This window comes from Levilactobacillus huananensis (genome assembly GCF_003946145.1).
Lineage (GTDB): Bacteria > Bacillota > Bacilli > Lactobacillales > Lactobacillaceae > Levilactobacillus > Levilactobacillus huananensis.
In genome coordinates this window covers 1-18,358 of the sequence record NZ_RHOC01000005.1, presented here as the reverse complement: position 1 = coordinate 18,358, position 18,358 = coordinate 1, and the positions used below count along the sequence as shown (strand labels likewise).

At 46.8% G+C, this 18,358-nt stretch carries 13 protein-coding genes; 10 read left to right on the top strand and 3 right to left on the bottom strand.

What is annotated here, in order from left to right:
* The first annotated feature begins 305 nt into the window (after positions 1-305).
* The gene (locus tag EKM71_RS05445) at positions 306-2,423 is read left to right on the top strand and encodes an L-type lectin family protein (protein ID WP_125573647.1); all 2,118 of its coding nucleotides are present in this window, start codon (positions 306-308) and stop codon (positions 2,421-2,423) included.
* 124 nt (positions 2,424-2,547) lie between these two features.
* On the opposite strand, the gene EKM71_RS05440 is transcribed toward EKM71_RS05445, so the two are convergent.
* Positions 2,548-3,903, bottom strand: coding sequence for an FAD-dependent oxidoreductase (locus tag EKM71_RS05440; RefSeq protein ID WP_125573646.1), 1,356 nt, complete (start codon positions 3,901-3,903; stop codon positions 2,548-2,550).
* 270 nt (positions 3,904-4,173) lie between these two features.
* Between EKM71_RS05440 and EKM71_RS05435 the strand changes: the two genes are divergently transcribed.
* On the top strand, positions 4,174-5,607 hold the full coding sequence (locus tag EKM71_RS05435) for a C69 family dipeptidase (protein WP_125573645.1): 1,434 nt from the start codon (positions 4,174-4,176) through the stop codon (positions 5,605-5,607).
* Between the two features lie 131 nt (positions 5,608-5,738).
* On the opposite strand, the gene EKM71_RS05430 is transcribed toward EKM71_RS05435, so the two are convergent.
* Both EKM71_RS05430 and EKM71_RS05425 read right to left on the bottom strand, forming a co-directional pair.
* Positions 5,739-6,824, bottom strand: a complete 1,086-nt coding sequence (locus tag EKM71_RS05430; RefSeq protein WP_125573644.1) for a MucBP domain-containing protein — start codon at positions 6,822-6,824, stop codon at positions 5,739-5,741.
* A gap of 144 nt (positions 6,825-6,968) precedes the next feature.
* Positions 6,969-9,212, bottom strand: coding sequence for an ATP-dependent Clp protease ATP-binding subunit (locus EKM71_RS05425; protein WP_125573643.1), 2,244 nt, complete (start codon positions 9,210-9,212; stop codon positions 6,969-6,971).
* Positions 9,213-9,504: 292 nt separating this feature from the next.
* On the opposite strand from EKM71_RS05425, the gene EKM71_RS05420 reads away from it, so the two are divergent.
* From EKM71_RS05420 to EKM71_RS05385, 8 genes are all read left to right on the top strand, one after another.
* Positions 9,505-9,705: a hypothetical protein gene (locus EKM71_RS05420; protein ID WP_125573642.1), complete on the top strand. Its 201-nt coding sequence runs from the start codon at positions 9,505-9,507 to the stop codon at positions 9,703-9,705.
* Between the two features lie 168 nt (positions 9,706-9,873).
* Positions 9,874-10,140, top strand: coding sequence for a phosphocarrier protein HPr (locus tag EKM71_RS05415; RefSeq protein ID WP_057879076.1), 267 nt, complete (start codon positions 9,874-9,876; stop codon positions 10,138-10,140).
* Positions 10,140-11,870, top strand: coding sequence for a phosphoenolpyruvate--protein phosphotransferase (gene ptsP / locus EKM71_RS05410; protein ID WP_125573641.1), 1,731 nt, complete (start codon positions 10,140-10,142; stop codon positions 11,868-11,870). The genes EKM71_RS05415 and ptsP overlap by 1 nt, the downstream gene beginning before the upstream one ends.
* Positions 11,871-12,057: 187 nt before the next feature.
* The gene (locus EKM71_RS05405; protein ID WP_125573640.1) at positions 12,058-13,236 is read left to right on the top strand and encodes a glycosyltransferase family 4 protein; all 1,179 of its coding nucleotides are present in this window, start codon (positions 12,058-12,060) and stop codon (positions 13,234-13,236) included.
* Positions 13,237-13,252: 16 nt separating this feature from the next.
* Entirely contained in the window at positions 13,253-14,278 is a 1,026-nt protein-coding gene (locus EKM71_RS05400; protein ID WP_125573639.1) for a glycosyltransferase family 4 protein, read from the top strand.
* Position 14,279: 1 nt separating this feature from the next.
* Positions 14,280-15,305 (top strand): lysylphosphatidylglycerol synthase transmembrane domain-containing protein, encoded by a 1,026-nt coding sequence (locus tag EKM71_RS05395; RefSeq protein WP_125573638.1) that lies wholly within the window; start codon positions 14,280-14,282, stop codon positions 15,303-15,305.
* A gap of 87 nt (positions 15,306-15,392) precedes the next feature.
* Positions 15,393-15,629: a YkuJ family protein gene (locus EKM71_RS05390; RefSeq protein ID WP_020089680.1), complete on the top strand. Its 237-nt coding sequence runs from the start codon at positions 15,393-15,395 to the stop codon at positions 15,627-15,629.
* 141 nt (positions 15,630-15,770) lie between these two features.
* Positions 15,771-17,834: an LTA synthase family protein gene (locus EKM71_RS05385; RefSeq protein WP_125573637.1), complete on the top strand. Its 2,064-nt coding sequence runs from the start codon at positions 15,771-15,773 to the stop codon at positions 17,832-17,834.
* Positions 17,835-18,358 lie beyond the last annotated feature (524 nt).

Genomic DNA, 18,358 nt, shown 5'->3' with positions numbered 1-18,358 from the left:
GCAGATTGGTAGTGGAATCTTTCCGGTCTGGCCTTGGAACTTTACTTAAGAGAAGACTGGCCATTGGCCACTTAAAGCAATTGGACGAAACGTTAAGGGACTTCATCTCACAAACTGAGATGAGGTCTCTTTTTTATGAATGAATTTGTAGATCGTGATAATTCTATCAATTTTCGAAGCCGTCGCTTTTAAAACTGATAGATCACCCTATAAGCGATGTGCGCATGTTATTCTTTTGGAAGAGAAAGTGACTCACTGACGTGTAATTACGTCCCAACATCGTTTCGGGGCAGAGGGGAGCGGTTATGAAAAGAATAAAAGTTTGGCTAGGTTTGATAGTTGCCATCGGATTGGGATTGAGTCAGCAGGTGGGATATGCGGATTCAGATTACGATAATGCTTTAAAAACCGCCCCACAAGGAATCTCCTTAGAAAATATCTTCACGCCAGGAACAACCAGTAATAACACAGCAGCGGTTGTTGCAACGACCAATCCCGCAATCACAGGAACTCAGGCTGCCAAAGTTAACAATGGGAAGAATCAATTCGGAGCGCTGTGGTCGACAGCTGATAATGTGTTTAATTTAAAAAAGAATGAAACCGCTTCGATGTGGATCTATTTTGGAAATAATGGGAAAAAGGCTGCAGATGGCATGGCCTTGGTATTTCACAATGATGACCGTGGTCTGAACGCGACGCCAACGTTTGGCAAGACCATCTATGGCGAGACTTTGGGTGTGTGGGGAATTGCCACGGATCGAAAACAAGCCACAGCGGATAAAGTTGCTGCTTCGGCTATTCAGAATAGTTGGGCGTTAGAATTCGATACGCATCCGAATAAGTCAACTAGCTATTCAAATGCTGGGGATGCGGATTCCTTTGACGTGGGATTTAACGGTCCTCACTTGGCTAATGGCTATCCAGGGGATGTTGCCACTTATGATATGGTAAAAACGACGCAATTGATTCCCATTCCGGCATCTGGCTATTATGCGCAACAGCAACATGAAGGGGTGTTGAATGGTGATTACACGTTCTTATCAAATGGCTCCTGGCATCATCTAACTGTGGATTGGCGAGCCGATACGAAGGTCCTCACCTACACGTTTAATGACAAGGATCCCGTGGATGGAACCGACCAACCAGGGGTTAGTGAAAAGGCAACGTTGGACCTTGACAAGATTGATCCGAAAAATACGGGTCAGGCTCAGTGGGGGTTCACTGGGGCCACTGGAAGCAGTTATGAAAATAATCTGGTTGTGATGGAAAGAATTCCGGGCTTAGTGGATGCTAAGGCAACGACGACCCTGATGGATAAAGAGACCAATCAGGTGATTGGCGATGGGGGCATTCTTAAGGGCGGACACAAGTTTCAGCTGGATTATCAGTTGGATTATCTAGATGGCAAGCAGTCCTGGAAGGATTTAATTGCCAAGATGAATTTGCCGACCAACTTGAACTACGATGCGGCAAAAATTACTTATGCTGATGGCACCACGAATGAGTTGAGTTTGAATGACTTAATGGATAATCAGGTTGAGTGGTCACTTCCAACTGAGTTAGATTCTGCGAATTCACGGGCAACGATCTCATTGACGGGAACAGCGGAGGACGTAAAAGCTGCAGTTAATGTGGCAGCAAGTGCATCGACGTTTACTGCGGTAAATGGTGTGGTGACGACTGACACAGCAGCATTTACCTTGCAGCCAACTCTTGAATTGAATCTCTTCTCTCTGTCAGGGTCTAGTACCCAGATTGAAGCGGGCGCTAGCGCGGTCTTTAAAGGGCTAGTTATTATTCCGGAGGGGATCGATTTGAGTAACGCCGATATGACGGTTTCCGGGACCCTAAATGGGACGGCTTTGCCAGATTTTAAAATGCCAGCAGGAGACGATGGTCGGTTTGATTTGACACTGACACCAGACCAATTGAAAGCCGGCAGTAATGTTCTAAAACTCTGGGTCACCGACCCGTATAAGAATGTTTCAAACGTCGTAACCTACACCATTATTGTCCCAGGACAATTGGCATTCCAATCAGTGGCCGAAGCCAGTTCCTTTGAGACAACCTCGCTAACTGGATCATCACAGCAAATCAAGCGGACTTCGGATTGGCAGGTTAAGATCTTGGATACGCGTGAAGCAGGGGCCTCCTGGGCCCTGCAAGTAACCGCAACCCCATTTGTCTCCTCAGATGGACGGACCCTTTCCGGTGAACTGCGGTATTACGATGAGGATGGTCAAACGGCCATTGGTGGCGACCCAATCACTGTAAGCGACGGGGTTTCCACGGATAAAGATGATGTGACGGATGTTGTCGGTAACTGGCAGGATGAATCGGGCTTACTTCTGGATGTTGATGGTGGGGCCGTTCGAGGCAACTATGAAGCAACAATTACTTGGACATTGAATAATGCTCCCTAGACTAGGGCGAACAAAAATGAACGATAAAAACGGCTGTCATCAGCAAACTTAAGCTGATGACAAAAAGGTCCTACCAACACGGGTTAACCCGTGTTGGTAGGACCTTTTGCATGACGTGATGCGTCTATTCTGCAGGTGTAAATTTTTCAGCTTGTGCCTGTGCGGCTTGCGCTAGGATATTTAAGTAGTTGAATGGTCGGTCAAAGTTTGGCTGGAAAAGCATATCAACCATGGCCAGGTCATCAATTGTATTTTCATTTTGGATACAGACCGAGAGAGTATTGGCGGATTGTGAGACGTCATACTTACTCATCAGCGTACCACCTAAGATCCGCCGACTTTCCGGATCGTAGACCAAAGACATCAGTACGGGTTCAGTCGTTGGCATGAACTCTGGCCGGTAGTTATCTTTGACGATAACCTGTTCAGCAGCGACACCCTGTTGTTTAGCGGAAGCGAGCGTTAACCCGGTCGAGACAATAGTCCGGCCATAGAGAACTAAGCCAGATGAGGACTGAGTTCCCATATATTTAACCGTTGGTTTGATAAGATTCTTGCCCACTAGGATTCCTTGACGAACGGCATTAGTTGCTAATGGAATATAGGCGTTCTGGTGAGTGGGGTTGTAGTGAACGGCAGCACTGTCACCAGCGGCAAAGATGTCGGGATTGGATGAGCGCATGTAGTCATCGGTAATGATGGCGCCATTGGCAGCCATATCGACCTTACCCTTGAGGAGGTCGGTATTTGGCCGAAAGCCAATACACATGATTGCCAGGTCAGTCTGGTAGGTCTTTTTGTCGGTTTGAATAGTTAGGTGGCCATTTTGTGTCGTGAAGCTCTGGACGGTTTCACCTAGGGCAAGCTGAACGTGGTTATCGCGATAGTCCTGTTCGATGACGTCTGTAAATTCCGAATCAAAGTATTTAGGCATCACCCGATCCATAGCATCAATTAAGGTCACTTCATGCCCAGTTGTGGAATAGGCCTCGGCGAGTTCTGCGCCAATGTAACCAGCGCCGATAACTGTGATATGCTTGGCTGTTTTAGCGTCTTCAATTAGAGCTTGAGCGTGGGCCCAGTTTTTGCACAGCTTAACCTGTGGACTGTTAATCCCAGGAATGTTTGGAACAATGGGCCATGATCCAGAGGTCATGACAAGTTTGTCATAGGTATTCGTTGTTTGTTCATGAGTGGTCATATTTTCAACCGTAACCGTTTTCATATCTGGGTCGATGTTTAGGACGTTGTGGCTCATTTGTACGTTAGCGCCGAGTCTGGTTAATTCCTCTGGGCTTGAGTAAAAGAGGCCTTGAGGATCGGCAACCTTTCCACCTAAATACAGGGCGATACCACAGGAAAGAAAAGAAATGACATCATTTCTCTCGTAGACGGTGACGTCCGCTTCGGGGTTCTCAGCTAAGATTTGTTTAATGGCAAATGTTCCGGCATGGGTACATCCAACGACGGTAACTTTCATGAATAGGGCCTCCCAAAAAGTGTGGTAAATTAGTTTGAAAAACATTTCACAAACAGTTTCAAAAAAATATTGGTTACAACTATATTCTAGACAATGTTTTTGAAATGTCAACACTTTTTGAATTGTGTAACAGCTTCATTTTTGATGAAATCCAGTGATATCTAGTGTTGACCACCTAAAAGCGTTAAACTATGGGCTATAGACTTTGACGTGTTCATTTTTAAGAGCCGTCATGGTCGGACGATTTTAAACATAAGGAGTGGAGTTTGAATGAAAGCAGCAAAGCATTTGACGGCCTGCACGACGGTGCTGGTTGGAAAAAAAGCAACGGTTGATGGATCAACGATGATTGCTAGAAATGATGACACCTTCTTAGCGTTGACCCCACAACGCTTCTATGTTCACCCGGCGGAGCATGATCAGCCGGATCGGACTTGGGTCTCAAACCAAAATGGGTTTACGGCCCCAATTCCTCATGACGGGTACCGTTATCTAGCGACACCTAATGTGGAAACTGATAAGACAGGGGAATATGCCGAGAGTGGGATTAACGATCAAAATGTGGCCATGAGTGCGACCGAGAGTGTTTATGGGAACCCACAGGCCTTGGCTTTTGATCCTTTGGTTGCAAATGGATTAGCAGAAGATTCTTTGCAGACCTTGGTTCTGCCTTACATTAACTCAGCTCGTGATGGCGTTCGCTATTTGGGTAAGCTGATCAAGCAGTATGGATCTCCAGAAGGTAACGGTGTGCTGTTCTCCGATAACGATGAGGTATGGTACATGGAAATTGTGACGGGACATCACTGGGTGGCCCAACGGATTCCGGATGATGCTTATGCCATTGCCGCTAACCAAGTTGCCATTCAACAGGTGGCTTTCAATGATCCCGATAACTTTATGTTCTCCGAAGGTATTCAGGAATTTGTTACAGCAAATCACTTGAATCCCGATCAGAATGGTTGGAATTTCCGTCACATCTTTGGCACGAGCACTGAAAAAGACCGGCATTATAACACGCCACGAGTATGGTATGGTCAGCGTTGCCTGAATCCTGAGATTATTCAGGATCCCCAATCTAGTGAATTGCCATTCATTTGCCGGACGAGTCACAAGATCAGTGTGGAAGATGTCGAATACATTCTGAGTTCTCACTACAATGAGACCAAGTATGACCCACTGGGCCCTGGAGATGAAGCTGATCGGTTGAAGTTCCGACCGATCTCGATGAACAGAACACAGAACTCTCACGTCCTACAATTACGTAACGATGTGCCCAAGGAAAGCTCGGCTATCATGTGGGTTTGTTTCGGTGTTCCAGCCTTCAGTCCTTATGTGCCTTTCTTTGCGAATGCAACCGATACCGATCCTTCTTACAGCTTAACACCGGTCCATTTGGATGATGTGAGTGCCTACTGGATGTATCGGAAGCTATCGATGATTGTGGAATCCCACTACGTCGACTTCATTGAACAGGATACAGACTATGTGACGGCCGCTAAGGAAACCTTGCGGACACACGTAGCTAAAGCTTTGAAGGGCGCACAAAACTTCCAAGGGGACGACTTAACGGCCTACCTGACAACACAAAACCATCGTGTGACCGAGATTATGCGCGCAACGACCACGAGATTTACCAATGACCTCATCGAGAAGGGCCTGACGCTCTCTCGTTTGACATTTAACATGGATAAGAACTTATAAACTCACAACATACATGACGAAACAGGCGGCCTGACATTTGTCGGCCGCCTGTTTTTGACTGAAGATATCTTTTTATGAAAAAACTCCGTAGAATCGTCGAGATTTTACGGAGTTAACTTAAGTGCTGTTAATTAAAGCGTGGCAATCGGTGTCAGTCGGACGTAACGAGCATTGATGTAGGCTTCCGGCCCAATCTGATACCAGACCAATTGTTGGTCATCGACGATGCGTCCTCGGACATCGAGGGAATCGCCATGGTCCACTTGGCCAGCCGTTTCACCATAGGGTTCACGATAGATGGACACGGCCGATCCGGGAACATAATCAACCGTTCCCATCCGGTCAAATGGTTCTGGTTGCCAGCGAGAGACCGGCGGCAAGGCCGGTTGGGCGTATTGATGGTCGCGTCGAACGGTCTGCAGAGCTGACAACCACTGATTTCCCCCCAGATTATACCAGACATCACCGTTGGTCAGCGTGACGACCATGAAAAGTCGCCACAGTGAGTCAGCAGGGAACTGGTAGTTATAGGTCAGGCCAGCTGGTTCATCATATATCTGATGGTCGGCCTGCAGAAAGACATACTGGTGGACACGTTGAACCATTTGCCAGGCATTTCGGCGGTAATAATAAACGACCATGACAGGAGTGTCAGTGAATTGACCGCGTTGCGGTCCTTGGGCTTGAAAAATATGGTAACCGGAGATGTTCGGCGGTGTTAAAGTGTAGGTCGTTGCTAAGCCACCACGATGGATCTGTGGCAATTCCAGTAAGCGACCAGAGTCAAAGTCGACTAAGTAGGCAATAATAGGTTGACCAAGTCGGCGGCGATAGATGGCGGTCGTGAGACCATAGTCACTGATAAAGTCCTGAGTGAAGCCGGTGATACGTAAAAGGGCATAACCCGAGATTTCAGGAAAATGGTAATGAATGTGCTCACCCTGGTGACCTGTCAACACAAGTGCCGGCTGTAAAGGGCGATCGTGTTCGTCGACTAAGCGAACCACCAGTGTTGCTGAAGGACCCAATGGTGCAGGGTGCGCCTGCACTTGTGGTTTTGGTGGACGAGGGGCAACGGGAGGCTGGTTTGGTGTGATGGCTGGTTCAACGTGCGTCGTTGGCACCGAAGGCAGACGTCGAGTGGGCGATACCGGTTGCGGTTGTCGCCGTCGGGGTTTGGGTTCGATGAGTCGTTTAATCCAGTCAAAAAATGCCATGCCAAGTCACCTCCAGAAGTTTCCTTTAAAACCTAGTATACCATTTTTACTGACTCCCTATTAACTGAAATTGTAACAGGTTACAAACTGTGACAACAAAAAGAGAGACTCACGATCTCGTCGTGAGTCTCTCGAATTTAACCGTTAAGCTTTATTGGTCGATGAGTCGGTTGAAGACGCTGATTCTGCATCATTGTCAGCAGCCAACGTAATCTTGTCGTCTTCGATCCGCGCCACGAGATTCTTAACATCCGCGTGGTCCAGATAGAAGTCGGCGATCCGGTCTTCAATCTCTTCTTGAATGACTCGACGCAATGGCCGAGCACCCATAGCAGGATTGTAGCCCTTCTTAACCAATTGTTCTTCGACGGGCTTCGTCACATGGATGTGGAGGCCTTGACCAGCCAACATCTTATTGACGTCACCAATCATGAGATCAACAATCTGCATCAAGTTATCCTTGCTCAGAGAGTTGAATTCAATAATATCGTCGAAACGGTTGAGAAATTCTGGCTTGAAGTAATTGGTCAGATTTCCCAAGACAGAGTGGGTTGTCCCATTAGCTGCGGCACCAAAACCGACATTGGCTTCAGCATCCCCGGTTCCAGCATTACTGGTCATGATGATTAGTGTGTCCTTGAAGGAGACGGTTCGGCCTTGAGAATCGGTCAGGCGGCCGTCATCAAGAATTTGTAAGAACATATTCATAACGTCGGGGTGTGCCTTTTCAATTTCATCCAGCAGAATCAACGTGTAAGGGTGACGACGAACCTGTTCCGTTAATTGACCAGCTTCCTCGTACCCAACATAGCCAGGTGGGGACCCGATTAACTTAGAAATGGAATGTGGTTCCATGTACTCAGACATGTCGAATCGAACCATCGCATCCGTCGATCCGAAGAGTTCATTGGCCAATTGTTTGGCTAATTCAGTCTTCCCAACACCGGTAGGACCCACAAAGAGAAACGAACCAATTGGTCGTCCAGTTCCGTTTAATCCAATCCGGTTACGCCGGATTGCTCGAGCTACCTTGTCGACTGCTTCATCTTGACCGATGACGTGCTTCTCAAGGTCAGTTCCCAAGCTCTTGAGTTGATGCTGTTCCTTAGCTTGGAGTTCACCGACTGGGATGTTGGTCTTTTCTTCCACGATGTCTTGCATGTCCTTGACCGTGACTTCAACCGAAGTATTTGAATCGGCAGTTGTTGCCGATTCTTTGGACTTCTCTAACTTGGTCACTTGGTCGCGGTAGTAGGCTGCCTTTTCGTAGTCTTCTTGTTTCAAGGCATCTTGTTTCTGTCCTTCAGCGGACTTGATCTTTTCATCAATCGCCTTAGGGTCCGCCACGTTAATGGTCAGATTCTTCCGAGAACCAGCCTCATCTAGCAGGTCAATGGCCTTGTCAGGTAAGAAACGGTCTTGGATGTACCGATCTGACAATCGAACGGCGGCTTCAATCGCGTCGTCCGTGTAATGAACATGGTGGTAGTCTTCATACTTCTTTTGAATACCTTTAAGAATTTTCACAGCCTCATCGGCACTAGGTTCGTCCACCGTAACGGGTTGGAACCGCCGAGCTAACGCTTGGTCTTTTTCAATATCACGGTACTCACTTAACGTGGTTGCCCCGATCAATTGGAAGTCGCCACGGGCGAGGGCGGGCTTCAAAACATTCCCAGCATCCATACCACCTTCGGCATTTCCAGCACCCATGATTTCGTGAATTTCATCGATGAAAAGGATAATGTCCGGATTGGACTGAACCTCTTTCATTAATTGCTGCATCCGTTGTTCGAATTGACCTCGAATCCCGGTTCCTTGAACCAGAGACACGACGTCTAAACGGATAATTTGTTTGTTGGCGAGCTTTTGAGGAACGTTGCCTTCGACAATTCGTTCCGCAAGGCCTTCAACGACGGCCGTCTTCCCAACACCGGCTTCCCCGATGAGTACGGGGTTATTCTTGGTCCGCCGGTTCAGAATTTCGATGACTTGAGCCGTTTCCTTGTCCCGACCAATGACGGGGTCAACCTTACCATCTTTTGCCAGTTGCGTGAGGTTCAGACCATACTGATTGAGTAGGCCATTGCCAGAGCCCTGGTTGCCTGATGGCTGGGTTGGCCGGTTACCTTGACCGGAAGCTTGACGGTAATCTGAAGAGTTACCGTTGCCGTTACCGCCTTGCATGGCCCGGAAAATATCATCCAGGTTACCAAAGCCGAATGGATCTTGTGCCATACGGCCACCTCCATTTCCAGAATCGTTTGATTGTTGCTGTTTCAGCAGCTGGTAACAATTTTGGCATAGATCAACTTGTTGCCGCTGCCCATTTACACTCATGTAAAGGTGAATTGTTGCTTCATTGCGGTGGCAATTTTGACATAGCATCTTGTCGTCTCCTTTCTTGCCTGGAGTTCTCGTGGGAGGTCCCACGGGGTCAGTTAAAGTTCTTTGACCTTTACTGACCATTGAACACATTATACCGCGTTAATTAGGGGGTGCAAGTATTTTGCTTCGCCCAATAACCGCGTAGCACGAGGGATTACCTCACGAACGCCTTTTATTTTAGCACTCTCTCTCATAGAATGCTAAAATCAGTCTCGAAAATTGAAAATTTCTTTTGACGTGGACGATATTGCACCGTAGAATATATAGGAAACAACGAAGTGGGGGTGGCAATATGGCAGAAGATTTTACGGATTTATTGAATCAACTCAAAGATGGTAAGATTGACCAGTTTGACGTAACGCCGGCAAGCTTCCCAGCCTTTCAGAAAGCTTTCATGGCTTTTGATACTCGGAAACGGGTGGTGGGCCAGGCCCATAAAGACGGAAAACTCGTCTATCATTATGACCACGACGCCGGAAATAGCGGCGAATGACGAATTTTTTATGTAAGCGGTTCACTAACAACTTGTAATTTAGTGGCTAGATTGATATTCTTAGTAGGTAGGCATGACTCGTTCAATGGTTGTTTGACCACTGCGCAAGGTCAAGACGAGCCATCGTCAATAAGAAGTCAACCTAAGCTTAAAGGAGATCGATCAATTATGGAAAAACGCGAATTTCATGTCACATCTGAAACTGGTATCCATGCCCGTCCTGCAACCTTATTAGTTCAGGCAGCTAGCAAGTACACCTCAGAGGTTAGCTTGCAGTACCAAGACAAGTCCGTTAACTTGAAGTCTATCATGGGTGTTATGTCATTGGGTGTCGGCCAAAACGCTGACATTACGATCACTACCGATGGTGATGACGAAGCCGACGCAATGAAGGCTGTTGCAGATACCATGGTAAAAGAGGGTTTATCTAAATAATGAAGACGATGCTCAAGGGGATTGCTGCGAGTGATGGGCTGACCTGTGGCCGAGTCTTTCGGCTGGTTGACCCGCAACTCGAGATTCATCAGCGGTCGATTCAAAATCTTGATAAAGAGATAGAGCGATTCCATCAGGCCCTTGTAGCAGCTGCCTCGGATATTGAGACGATAAAAACTCGTGTAAATAAAAACCTGGGTGCGGATCGTGCCCAGGTTTTTATTGCGCAAATGGCCATGGTTAGGGATGCCGAACTGGTCGATCCAGTCACGGCACTTATCCAGGAAAAACGGATCAATGCCGAGGCTGCGTTGCTTTCGGTGACCCACGATGCTGAACAACGGCTGACGAGTCTCCAGAATAATCCGTACCTGCAACAACGACTGGCTACGTACCGGGCGGTGACCAAGCGGGTGACTGCCAAGTTGCTTGGCGTGGACTTACCCGATCTCGCGCTTGTGACTGATCCAGTGGTGGTTGTGGCGCATGATTTAGTAGCCAGTGAAACGATTGCGGTCAATCCGCAACAGGTCTTGGGGTTCATCACCGATACCGGTGGCCGAACCTCACATTCGTCGATATTGGCCCGTTCATTGAATCTGCCAGCGGTTGTGGGTACTCAGGTTGCCACGCAGCAACTTGTCAATGGTGACATGGTCATCGTTAACGGGTCACAGGGCAACGTTGTGGTGGCACCAGACGACGAAGCGGTTGCAACGGCGCAACAAGAGATGGCTGAACGCCAACAGAATCAAGAACGTTTGGCTAGTATTCGTCATCGCGGCACGGTCTCCAGGGATGGTGTTGGGGTCACCCTTGCAGCTAATATGGGAACGGTTGCCGATCTGCCACGTGTTGAAGCTGGTGGGGCGGAGGCGGTCGGCCTATTACGGACTGAATTTATGTACCTCGATGCCCACCACTTACCTTCTGAAGATGAGCAGTTTACGATTTATCGGCGAATTTTAACGACCATGGCACCGCGACCAGTAGTCATTCGGACTCTAGATGTTGGTGGGGATAAGCCATTACCTTATCGTCCTGCTCAGGATGAGGCCAATCCCTTTATGGGGTCTCGCGCCATTCGTCAGAGTCTGGCTCACCAGCAGGTGTTTCGTAGCCAATTACGAGCATTGATTCGGGCCTCGGCTTACGGTAAGTTGCGGATCATGTTTCCAATGATTACAACGTTGGATGAGCTACGCCAGGCCAAGGCTATTTATGCCGATGAACGGGCTAAACTCACTACGGCACGGGTCGCCATGGACAAGATCGAAGTAGGCATGATGGTGGAAGTACCTGCCGCAGCCCTGTTGGCCGACCGCTTTGCCGCCGAGGTAGACTTCATGAGTATTGGCACCAATGACCTCATCGGGTACACCTTGGCTGCCGACCGCACCAATCAGGATGTGGCGTACTTGTATCAGCCTTACCATCCGGCTGTTTTGCGGTTAGTCGATCGGGTTATTTCGGCGGCTCACGCTGCGGGAATCCCGATTGCAATGTGTGGCGAGATGGCTGGCGACCCTATTGCAGTACCGCTACTGCTGGGGATGGGCTTAGATGAGTTCTCAATGGCACCTAATGCCATCTTGAAAACGCGGGAGCTCATTAGTCAGTTGGATGCCCACGAACTTACCTCATTGGCTGAGACCGCGGTTAATTCAGCAAGTACCAGCCAGGAGGTCGTCACGATGGTTCAGGCCGCCGTGCCGGACATTCTGGGATAAGGCTTTAAGTTGAAAAACCACAAGGAGACGGGACCAGCCATAAAGGCTTTGGTTGCCGTCTCTTTAATTTTGTTTGCGATTGGGGCTGAGGTTTGCAATCCCTTAGCCAAACCCATATAATTGTGATGATTGTATTTAGTGCTGTTAGAAAAGGTTTAGCCAAACACAGACGCAAGGGGGATTGGCGATGAATATTGGCTTATTTACAGATACCTATTTCCCTCAAGTGAGTGGGGTGGCAACGTCGATCAAGACGCTGCGTGATCAACTAGAAAAACAGGGCCATCAAGTGTACATCTTTACCACGACCGACCCACACGTTGAACGGAATGTTTATGAACGAAATGTCTTTCGGTTTTCAAGCATTCCGTTTGTTTCGTTTACGGACAGACGGATCGCGGTGCGCGGGCTGTTCCAAGCCTATCAAATTGCCAAGGAACTGAACTTGGACATTGTGCATACACAGACGGAATTCTCGATGGGGTGGATCGGAAAGTTCGTGGCGCGGAACCTGGAAATTCCCTGTTTACATACCTATCACACCATGTATGAGGATTATCTGCACTACGTCGCTAATGGTAAGATTTTAAAACCGGTGCATGTGAAGCAGGCGACACTGGCCTTTTGCTACCATTTGACTGGTGTGGTTGCTCCTAGTGACCGAGTGTTGAGTACCTTAACCGATTATGGGGTTAAAACCCCAATTCGAATTATTCCAACTGGGGTAAACCTTCATCAATATGAGCAACCAGACACGGAAAACCTGCGACGCCAATGGGGTTATGAACCCGATACGCCAGTGATTTTGTCGTTGAGTCGTTTGGCCTACGAAAAGAATATCAAGGCTAGCATTGCGGCTATGCCTCGGATTTTAGCACAAGTGCCCGAGGCACAGCTGCTGATTGTTGGGGATGGCCCGGCTAAGGCGGATTTGGAACAACAAGCTCAGGATGCTGGGTTGATGGACCACATTACCTTTACCGGTGAGATTGATAACGACGAAGTATTCCACTATTACCACATGGCTAATGTCTTCCTTTCGTCTTCCGATTCAGAGTCGCAAGGGCTGACCTATATTGAAGCCATGGCTGCCGGAACCAAGATCGTGGTCATGACCAGTCCCTATACGGATGACTTGTTGTCGGACAGGGCGCTTGGTGTGACCTTCTCGACGGAAGATCAGTTGGTGGCGAACGTGGTGGATTACTTGCGTCACGGGGATGAAGAACAGAATCCAGAACTGCTTGCACGCAAGTTGGCAGAAATCTCCGCCGATACTTTTGGTCAACGGGTTATTTCCTTTTATCAGGACGCCCAGGCCAGTTACGAAGAGGCGCATGAGGATACGCCGGATTTTAGTGATTGATTAAGGGAGTTATTTGATGCTTAAAATTAATATGTTCTCCACAGCTGATTCTGTGAAGGGTCAGGGTGTAGGGAGTGCTTACAATGAATTAATGAATTTGTTAAAGACGCGACTGCACGATGAGTTTCAGGTTACGGTTAACAAATACAGTCGGGTCGACGTCACGCATTACCACACGATTAACCCGACCTACTATTTATCGACATTTCTGCCTGGACGCGGCCGTAAAATTGGCTACGTTCATTTCTTGCCGGAGACACTTGAAGGGAGTCTAAAGATTCCGCAGCCATTTCGGTCAATTTTCTATAAATATGTCATTGCGTTCTATAAGCGGATGGACCACATTGTTGTGGTCAACCCGACTTTTATTCCCAAGTTAGTGGCATACGGAATTCCTGCTGAGCGGGTGACTTACATTCCCAACTTTGTGAGCCGCAAGGAGTTTTATCCAGTGGATCATGCCCGGCAGGTGGCTTTACGCCAAAAGTACGAGTATGATGCTAAGCGCTTTACGGTGTTGGGTATCGGCCAGATTCAGGAACGTAAGGGACTCTTTGACTTTATTAAATTGGCCAAAAACAATCCAGATATTCAATTTATCTGGGCCGGTGGTTTTTCATTTGGTCGGATGACGGATGGTTATGCTGCGTTGAAGAAGGTTGTCGATGATCCACCAGCCAATCTGAGCTTTCCAGGGATTGTCGATCGTGCCAAGCTGGTGGACTATTACAATATGGCAGATCTTTTCTTACTGCCGTCGTTTAACGAACTTTTTCCAATGTCCGTGTTAGAAGCCTTTAGTACTGGGACACCAGTATTATTGCGTGATCTGGATCTGTATCAGGCCATTATCGCTGGTGACTATCAACCGGCCAAGAATTATGATGAGATGAATCAGCAGCTCCATGATTTATCTCAGAATCCAACGGCCATGGAACACTGGCACCAGCAAAGCTTGGCAGCCGCGGAGCGCTATTCTGAGGCCCACTTGGCGGAGATCTGGCGGCAATTCTATCAGCAACAAGCAAAAGTGAGGTCGTGACATGTCCCGTCGAAATAAGTGGGTTCTAACGATTATGTTTTTGGTGGGAATTGCGATTTTCACCTATTCACTCCGGGACATTAAATTTTCCGTCCTCGTGAACGATTTTGTTCACATTAATTTTTGGTGGTTTGGGGTAGCCGTGGCCTGTATGGTCATCTACCTGGGGCTAGAAGCCTGGATTGTGAAAGTCTTTATCTCCGATCGAATTACCGGTTTCACCTTTAAGGATGCTTTACGGATCCCCATGGTGGAACAACTCTTTAATGGGATTACGCCGTTCTCTTCAGGCGGTCAGCCCGCCCAACTCATTGCCCTGATGCAAACGGGGATCGATGCAGGGAAGGCGAGTTCGGTTCTATTAATGAAATTTGTGGTCTATCAATCTATGATTGTCATTAATTTTTTAATTGCTTTGATGATTGGGTTTAACCAAATTCAGGATAAGCTCCATGCTTTGGTCTGGCTGGTAGTCTTTGGGTTCTGCATTCATCTGGCGGTTATTGTGGGGTTATTGATGGTCATGTTCTGGTATAACTTTACCAAGAAAATGGTGACCATCGTCCTTTACCCGGTGAAGTGGTTTGTGAAGCCAGAACGTTACGAACGGATGTCACATAATATCAATAGTAAGATCGATTCCTTCTATGCCGAGAGTGTTCGAATTAGTGGGAAAGGGAAGCTGATGCTACGGGTCTTTGTAATCACGTTCTTCCAGCTGGCTTTTTATTACTTGATTCCGTACTTCATTATGTTAGCCCTTGGTTACACATCGGCAAATATCGTCATGGTCACGAGTTTCCACATTCTGATCGTGATGGTCATTTCACTTTTTCCAATTCCCGGCGGTGCCGGTGGGGCGGAGTATAGCTTTGAAATGATCTTCCGGAGTTATATTTCTTCGAGCAGTAAACTGGTGCTAGCCATGATTCTCTGGCGGTTATTGACGTACTACTTTGGGATGTTGGCTGGATTAGTGGCGATGGTCATTCGACCAGATCGGGTGACTGAGGACTCAGATTCATGAAATCAATGAGTTTTTCTTGATTTGGGCGTGTCATATGGCCCCAAGTTTGGTAAAATCATTAGTGGAAAGCTAGAAAGGGGACCAATCATGGAAGAATCTCAACTGATTGGCATCATCAATCGCTTAAAGGCGATGCAAGAGGATGCTACCGACGAGCCACAGCCCCGTCGTTTTGAAAAGGAAGGCGTTGAGCAGGCAACGGTTGTCTTTAACCAAGCTACTCACACCTACACGTTAACCGAACATAATCCGGAAACGACTTTTGAATTTGATAACATCGACTTGGTGGCTATCGAACTATTTGATTTACTGACGGATAACTAACAAAACTATGGGTGCCATAGTTTTGTTTTTTTATTATATCGGGAAAAGATTGAATTTTTCCAAAGGTTCTGCAATCGGATTGATTACCCGATGATATCAGCTATACTTGAATGATGTTAATTATTATGTGGAGGCAGTCTCATGGCGAATTTTTTTAAGCGGAAGACGAATTGGTTAAACACCCGTATGGGCTTTTTCCTGTTAATCGTCGTTTTATTTTGGGTAAAAACATACATTGCCTATCAGACTGAGTTTACCTTAGGTGCTAAGGGCAGTGTGCAGCAGTTTTTACTACTAATTAACCCACTACCGGCCGCTCTGTTGGTATTCGGGATTGCCCTGTATTTTCGGGGCAGATTAGCCTACTGGCTAATGCTGATTATCGACGTGCTAGAATCTACCTGGATTTTTGCCAACGTTGTGTATTACAGAGAGTTCTCTGATTTTCTGTCGTTTGGGATTATGAAAGGCTCAAGTGATGTTGGAAATAATCTGGGTAAGAGTCTAGCTCAGATCACTCACCTGTATGATTTCTTCGTTTACGTTGATATTATCGTGTTAATCATCTTATTGGTCACCCATGTGATTCGAATCGACCCACGGCCATTCAAACGGCGGTATGCATTGTCGATTACGGTATTGTCATTTGGGTTGATGTTTGCAGAGTTTGGAATGGCGAATGCAGACCGATCCGGGCTATTGACGCGGACCTTTGATAACAATTATATCGTTAAGTATCTAGGTCTGAACGAGTATGCGGCATTTAATGCTTATCAGACGCAGAAGGAAAGTGCAACACGGGCTAGTGCTAATGCGTCGGACATGAAGAGTGTTCTGAAGTACTTGAAACAGAACCGAGTTAGTCCCAATGTCTCCTATTATGGTAAGGAGAAGGGGAAGAACGTTTTTATTATTCACTTGGAGAGTTTCCAACAATTCTTAATTGATTACAAAGTGGATGGTAAAGAAGTGACCCCAACTCTAAACAAGTTCTATCATAACGAGAATACACTGTCTTTTGACAACTTCTATAATCAGGTTGCACAAGGAAAGACGTCTGATGCTGAAATGATGCTTGAAAACTCACTGTTTGGATTGCCACAGGGGTCGGCTATGACGACCTATGGTACACAGAACACGTTTCAGGCGGCACCAGCGATCCTGAGCCAGGAAGCTGGTTATAGTAGCGCGGCCTTTCATGGGGATGTGCCAAGTTTCTGGAACCGGGATAATACCTATAAGTCATGGGGCTACCAGTATTTCTTTAGTTCCAGTGCCTATACAGAAAAGGCTGGCTACAGTGTCGGTTATGGTCTAAAGGACAAAATATTCTTTAAGCAATCAGCCAAGTACATTGAACAGTTACCACAACCGTTCTATGCCAAGATGATAACATTGACCAATCATTATCCATACGAGTTAGATAAGAAGAATACGGACTTTCCAGCGACGAAAACTGGGGATAAGACGGTGGACCCATATGTTCAGACGGCACATTACCTCGACCAATCGTTTGCGGAGTTCTTGACCTATCTGAAGAAGGTTGGTCTTTATAAGAATAGTGTGATTGTGGCCTATGGGGATCACTATGGGATTTCCAATAACCATCGACCAGCTATCGCACAACTTCTGGGTAAGGACAAGATTACCAGTTATGATCTGACACAGTTTCAGAAGGTGCCATTCATGGTTCATGCGACTGGTCTGAAGGGGGGCATCAATCATACCTATGGGGGTGAAATTGATGTCTTGCCTACACTGTTGGACCTCTTAGGAGTTAAGAACCAGGATACGGTTCAATTTGGGCAGGATCTATTAGCTAAGAATCGAAACCAGACAGTGGCCTTTCGTAATGGTAACTTTGTCTCGCCGAAGTATATGAAGGTGGGGGGAACCGTCTATGATACGAAGACGGGGGAGGTCCTCACACTGACGGCGGCACAAAAGAAGGAAGTAGATCAGCTGCAGAATCATGTAACGACGGAACTCTCTCTGTCTGATCGTGTCATCTATGGGGACCTGTTACGGTTCTATTCACCAAAGAACTTTAAGAAGGTGGACAAGGCGTCCTTTACCTATAAGTACACGCCAGCGATGGCAAAGTTAGCGGAGGCACAGAAGGAAGAGAAGACCAGCGTTCTAGCTAAGAATGATGGTAAGAGCACCGTCTCGGACTATAAGACCGATGCACCAGAACTGAAATAGAATGATGAGTTGCATTTAACCCTTACTGGTTGAATGCAACTTTTTTTGTGGTTTTAACCATTGTGGCGGGGTTCAAGAGGAGTCGACGAAACGTTTTTTGTTAAATATGCATTTAGGGGTTGACCAGTGTGGCTGTTATTGGTAAACTATTTTCTGTTGTCAAATTATGAATATTCCGTTGCAGCGGTGAGAAACACCAGCTAGATTAATTGTTAAAAAGGCTTGACGGTCAGTTTAATTATTGATATAGTAGTAATCGTTGTTAAGAATATTTATTCAACCGGGGATGGATATCCCGATATTTATTCAATAAAATGTTTAAATAAGTTGTTGACAGTGTTTTGACAGCATGATATACTTTAAAAGTTGTCACGGAGTTAGTTATTCGCGACATGGTAGACCTTTGAAAACTGAACATTGTTTCGACAAACCAAATATGTGTAGGGCGGTTTGATACTTGGTATCAAACCCAAACAATATTTGCGAAGTCAATTCGCTTTTATAATAAAAGTAACAACAATCGA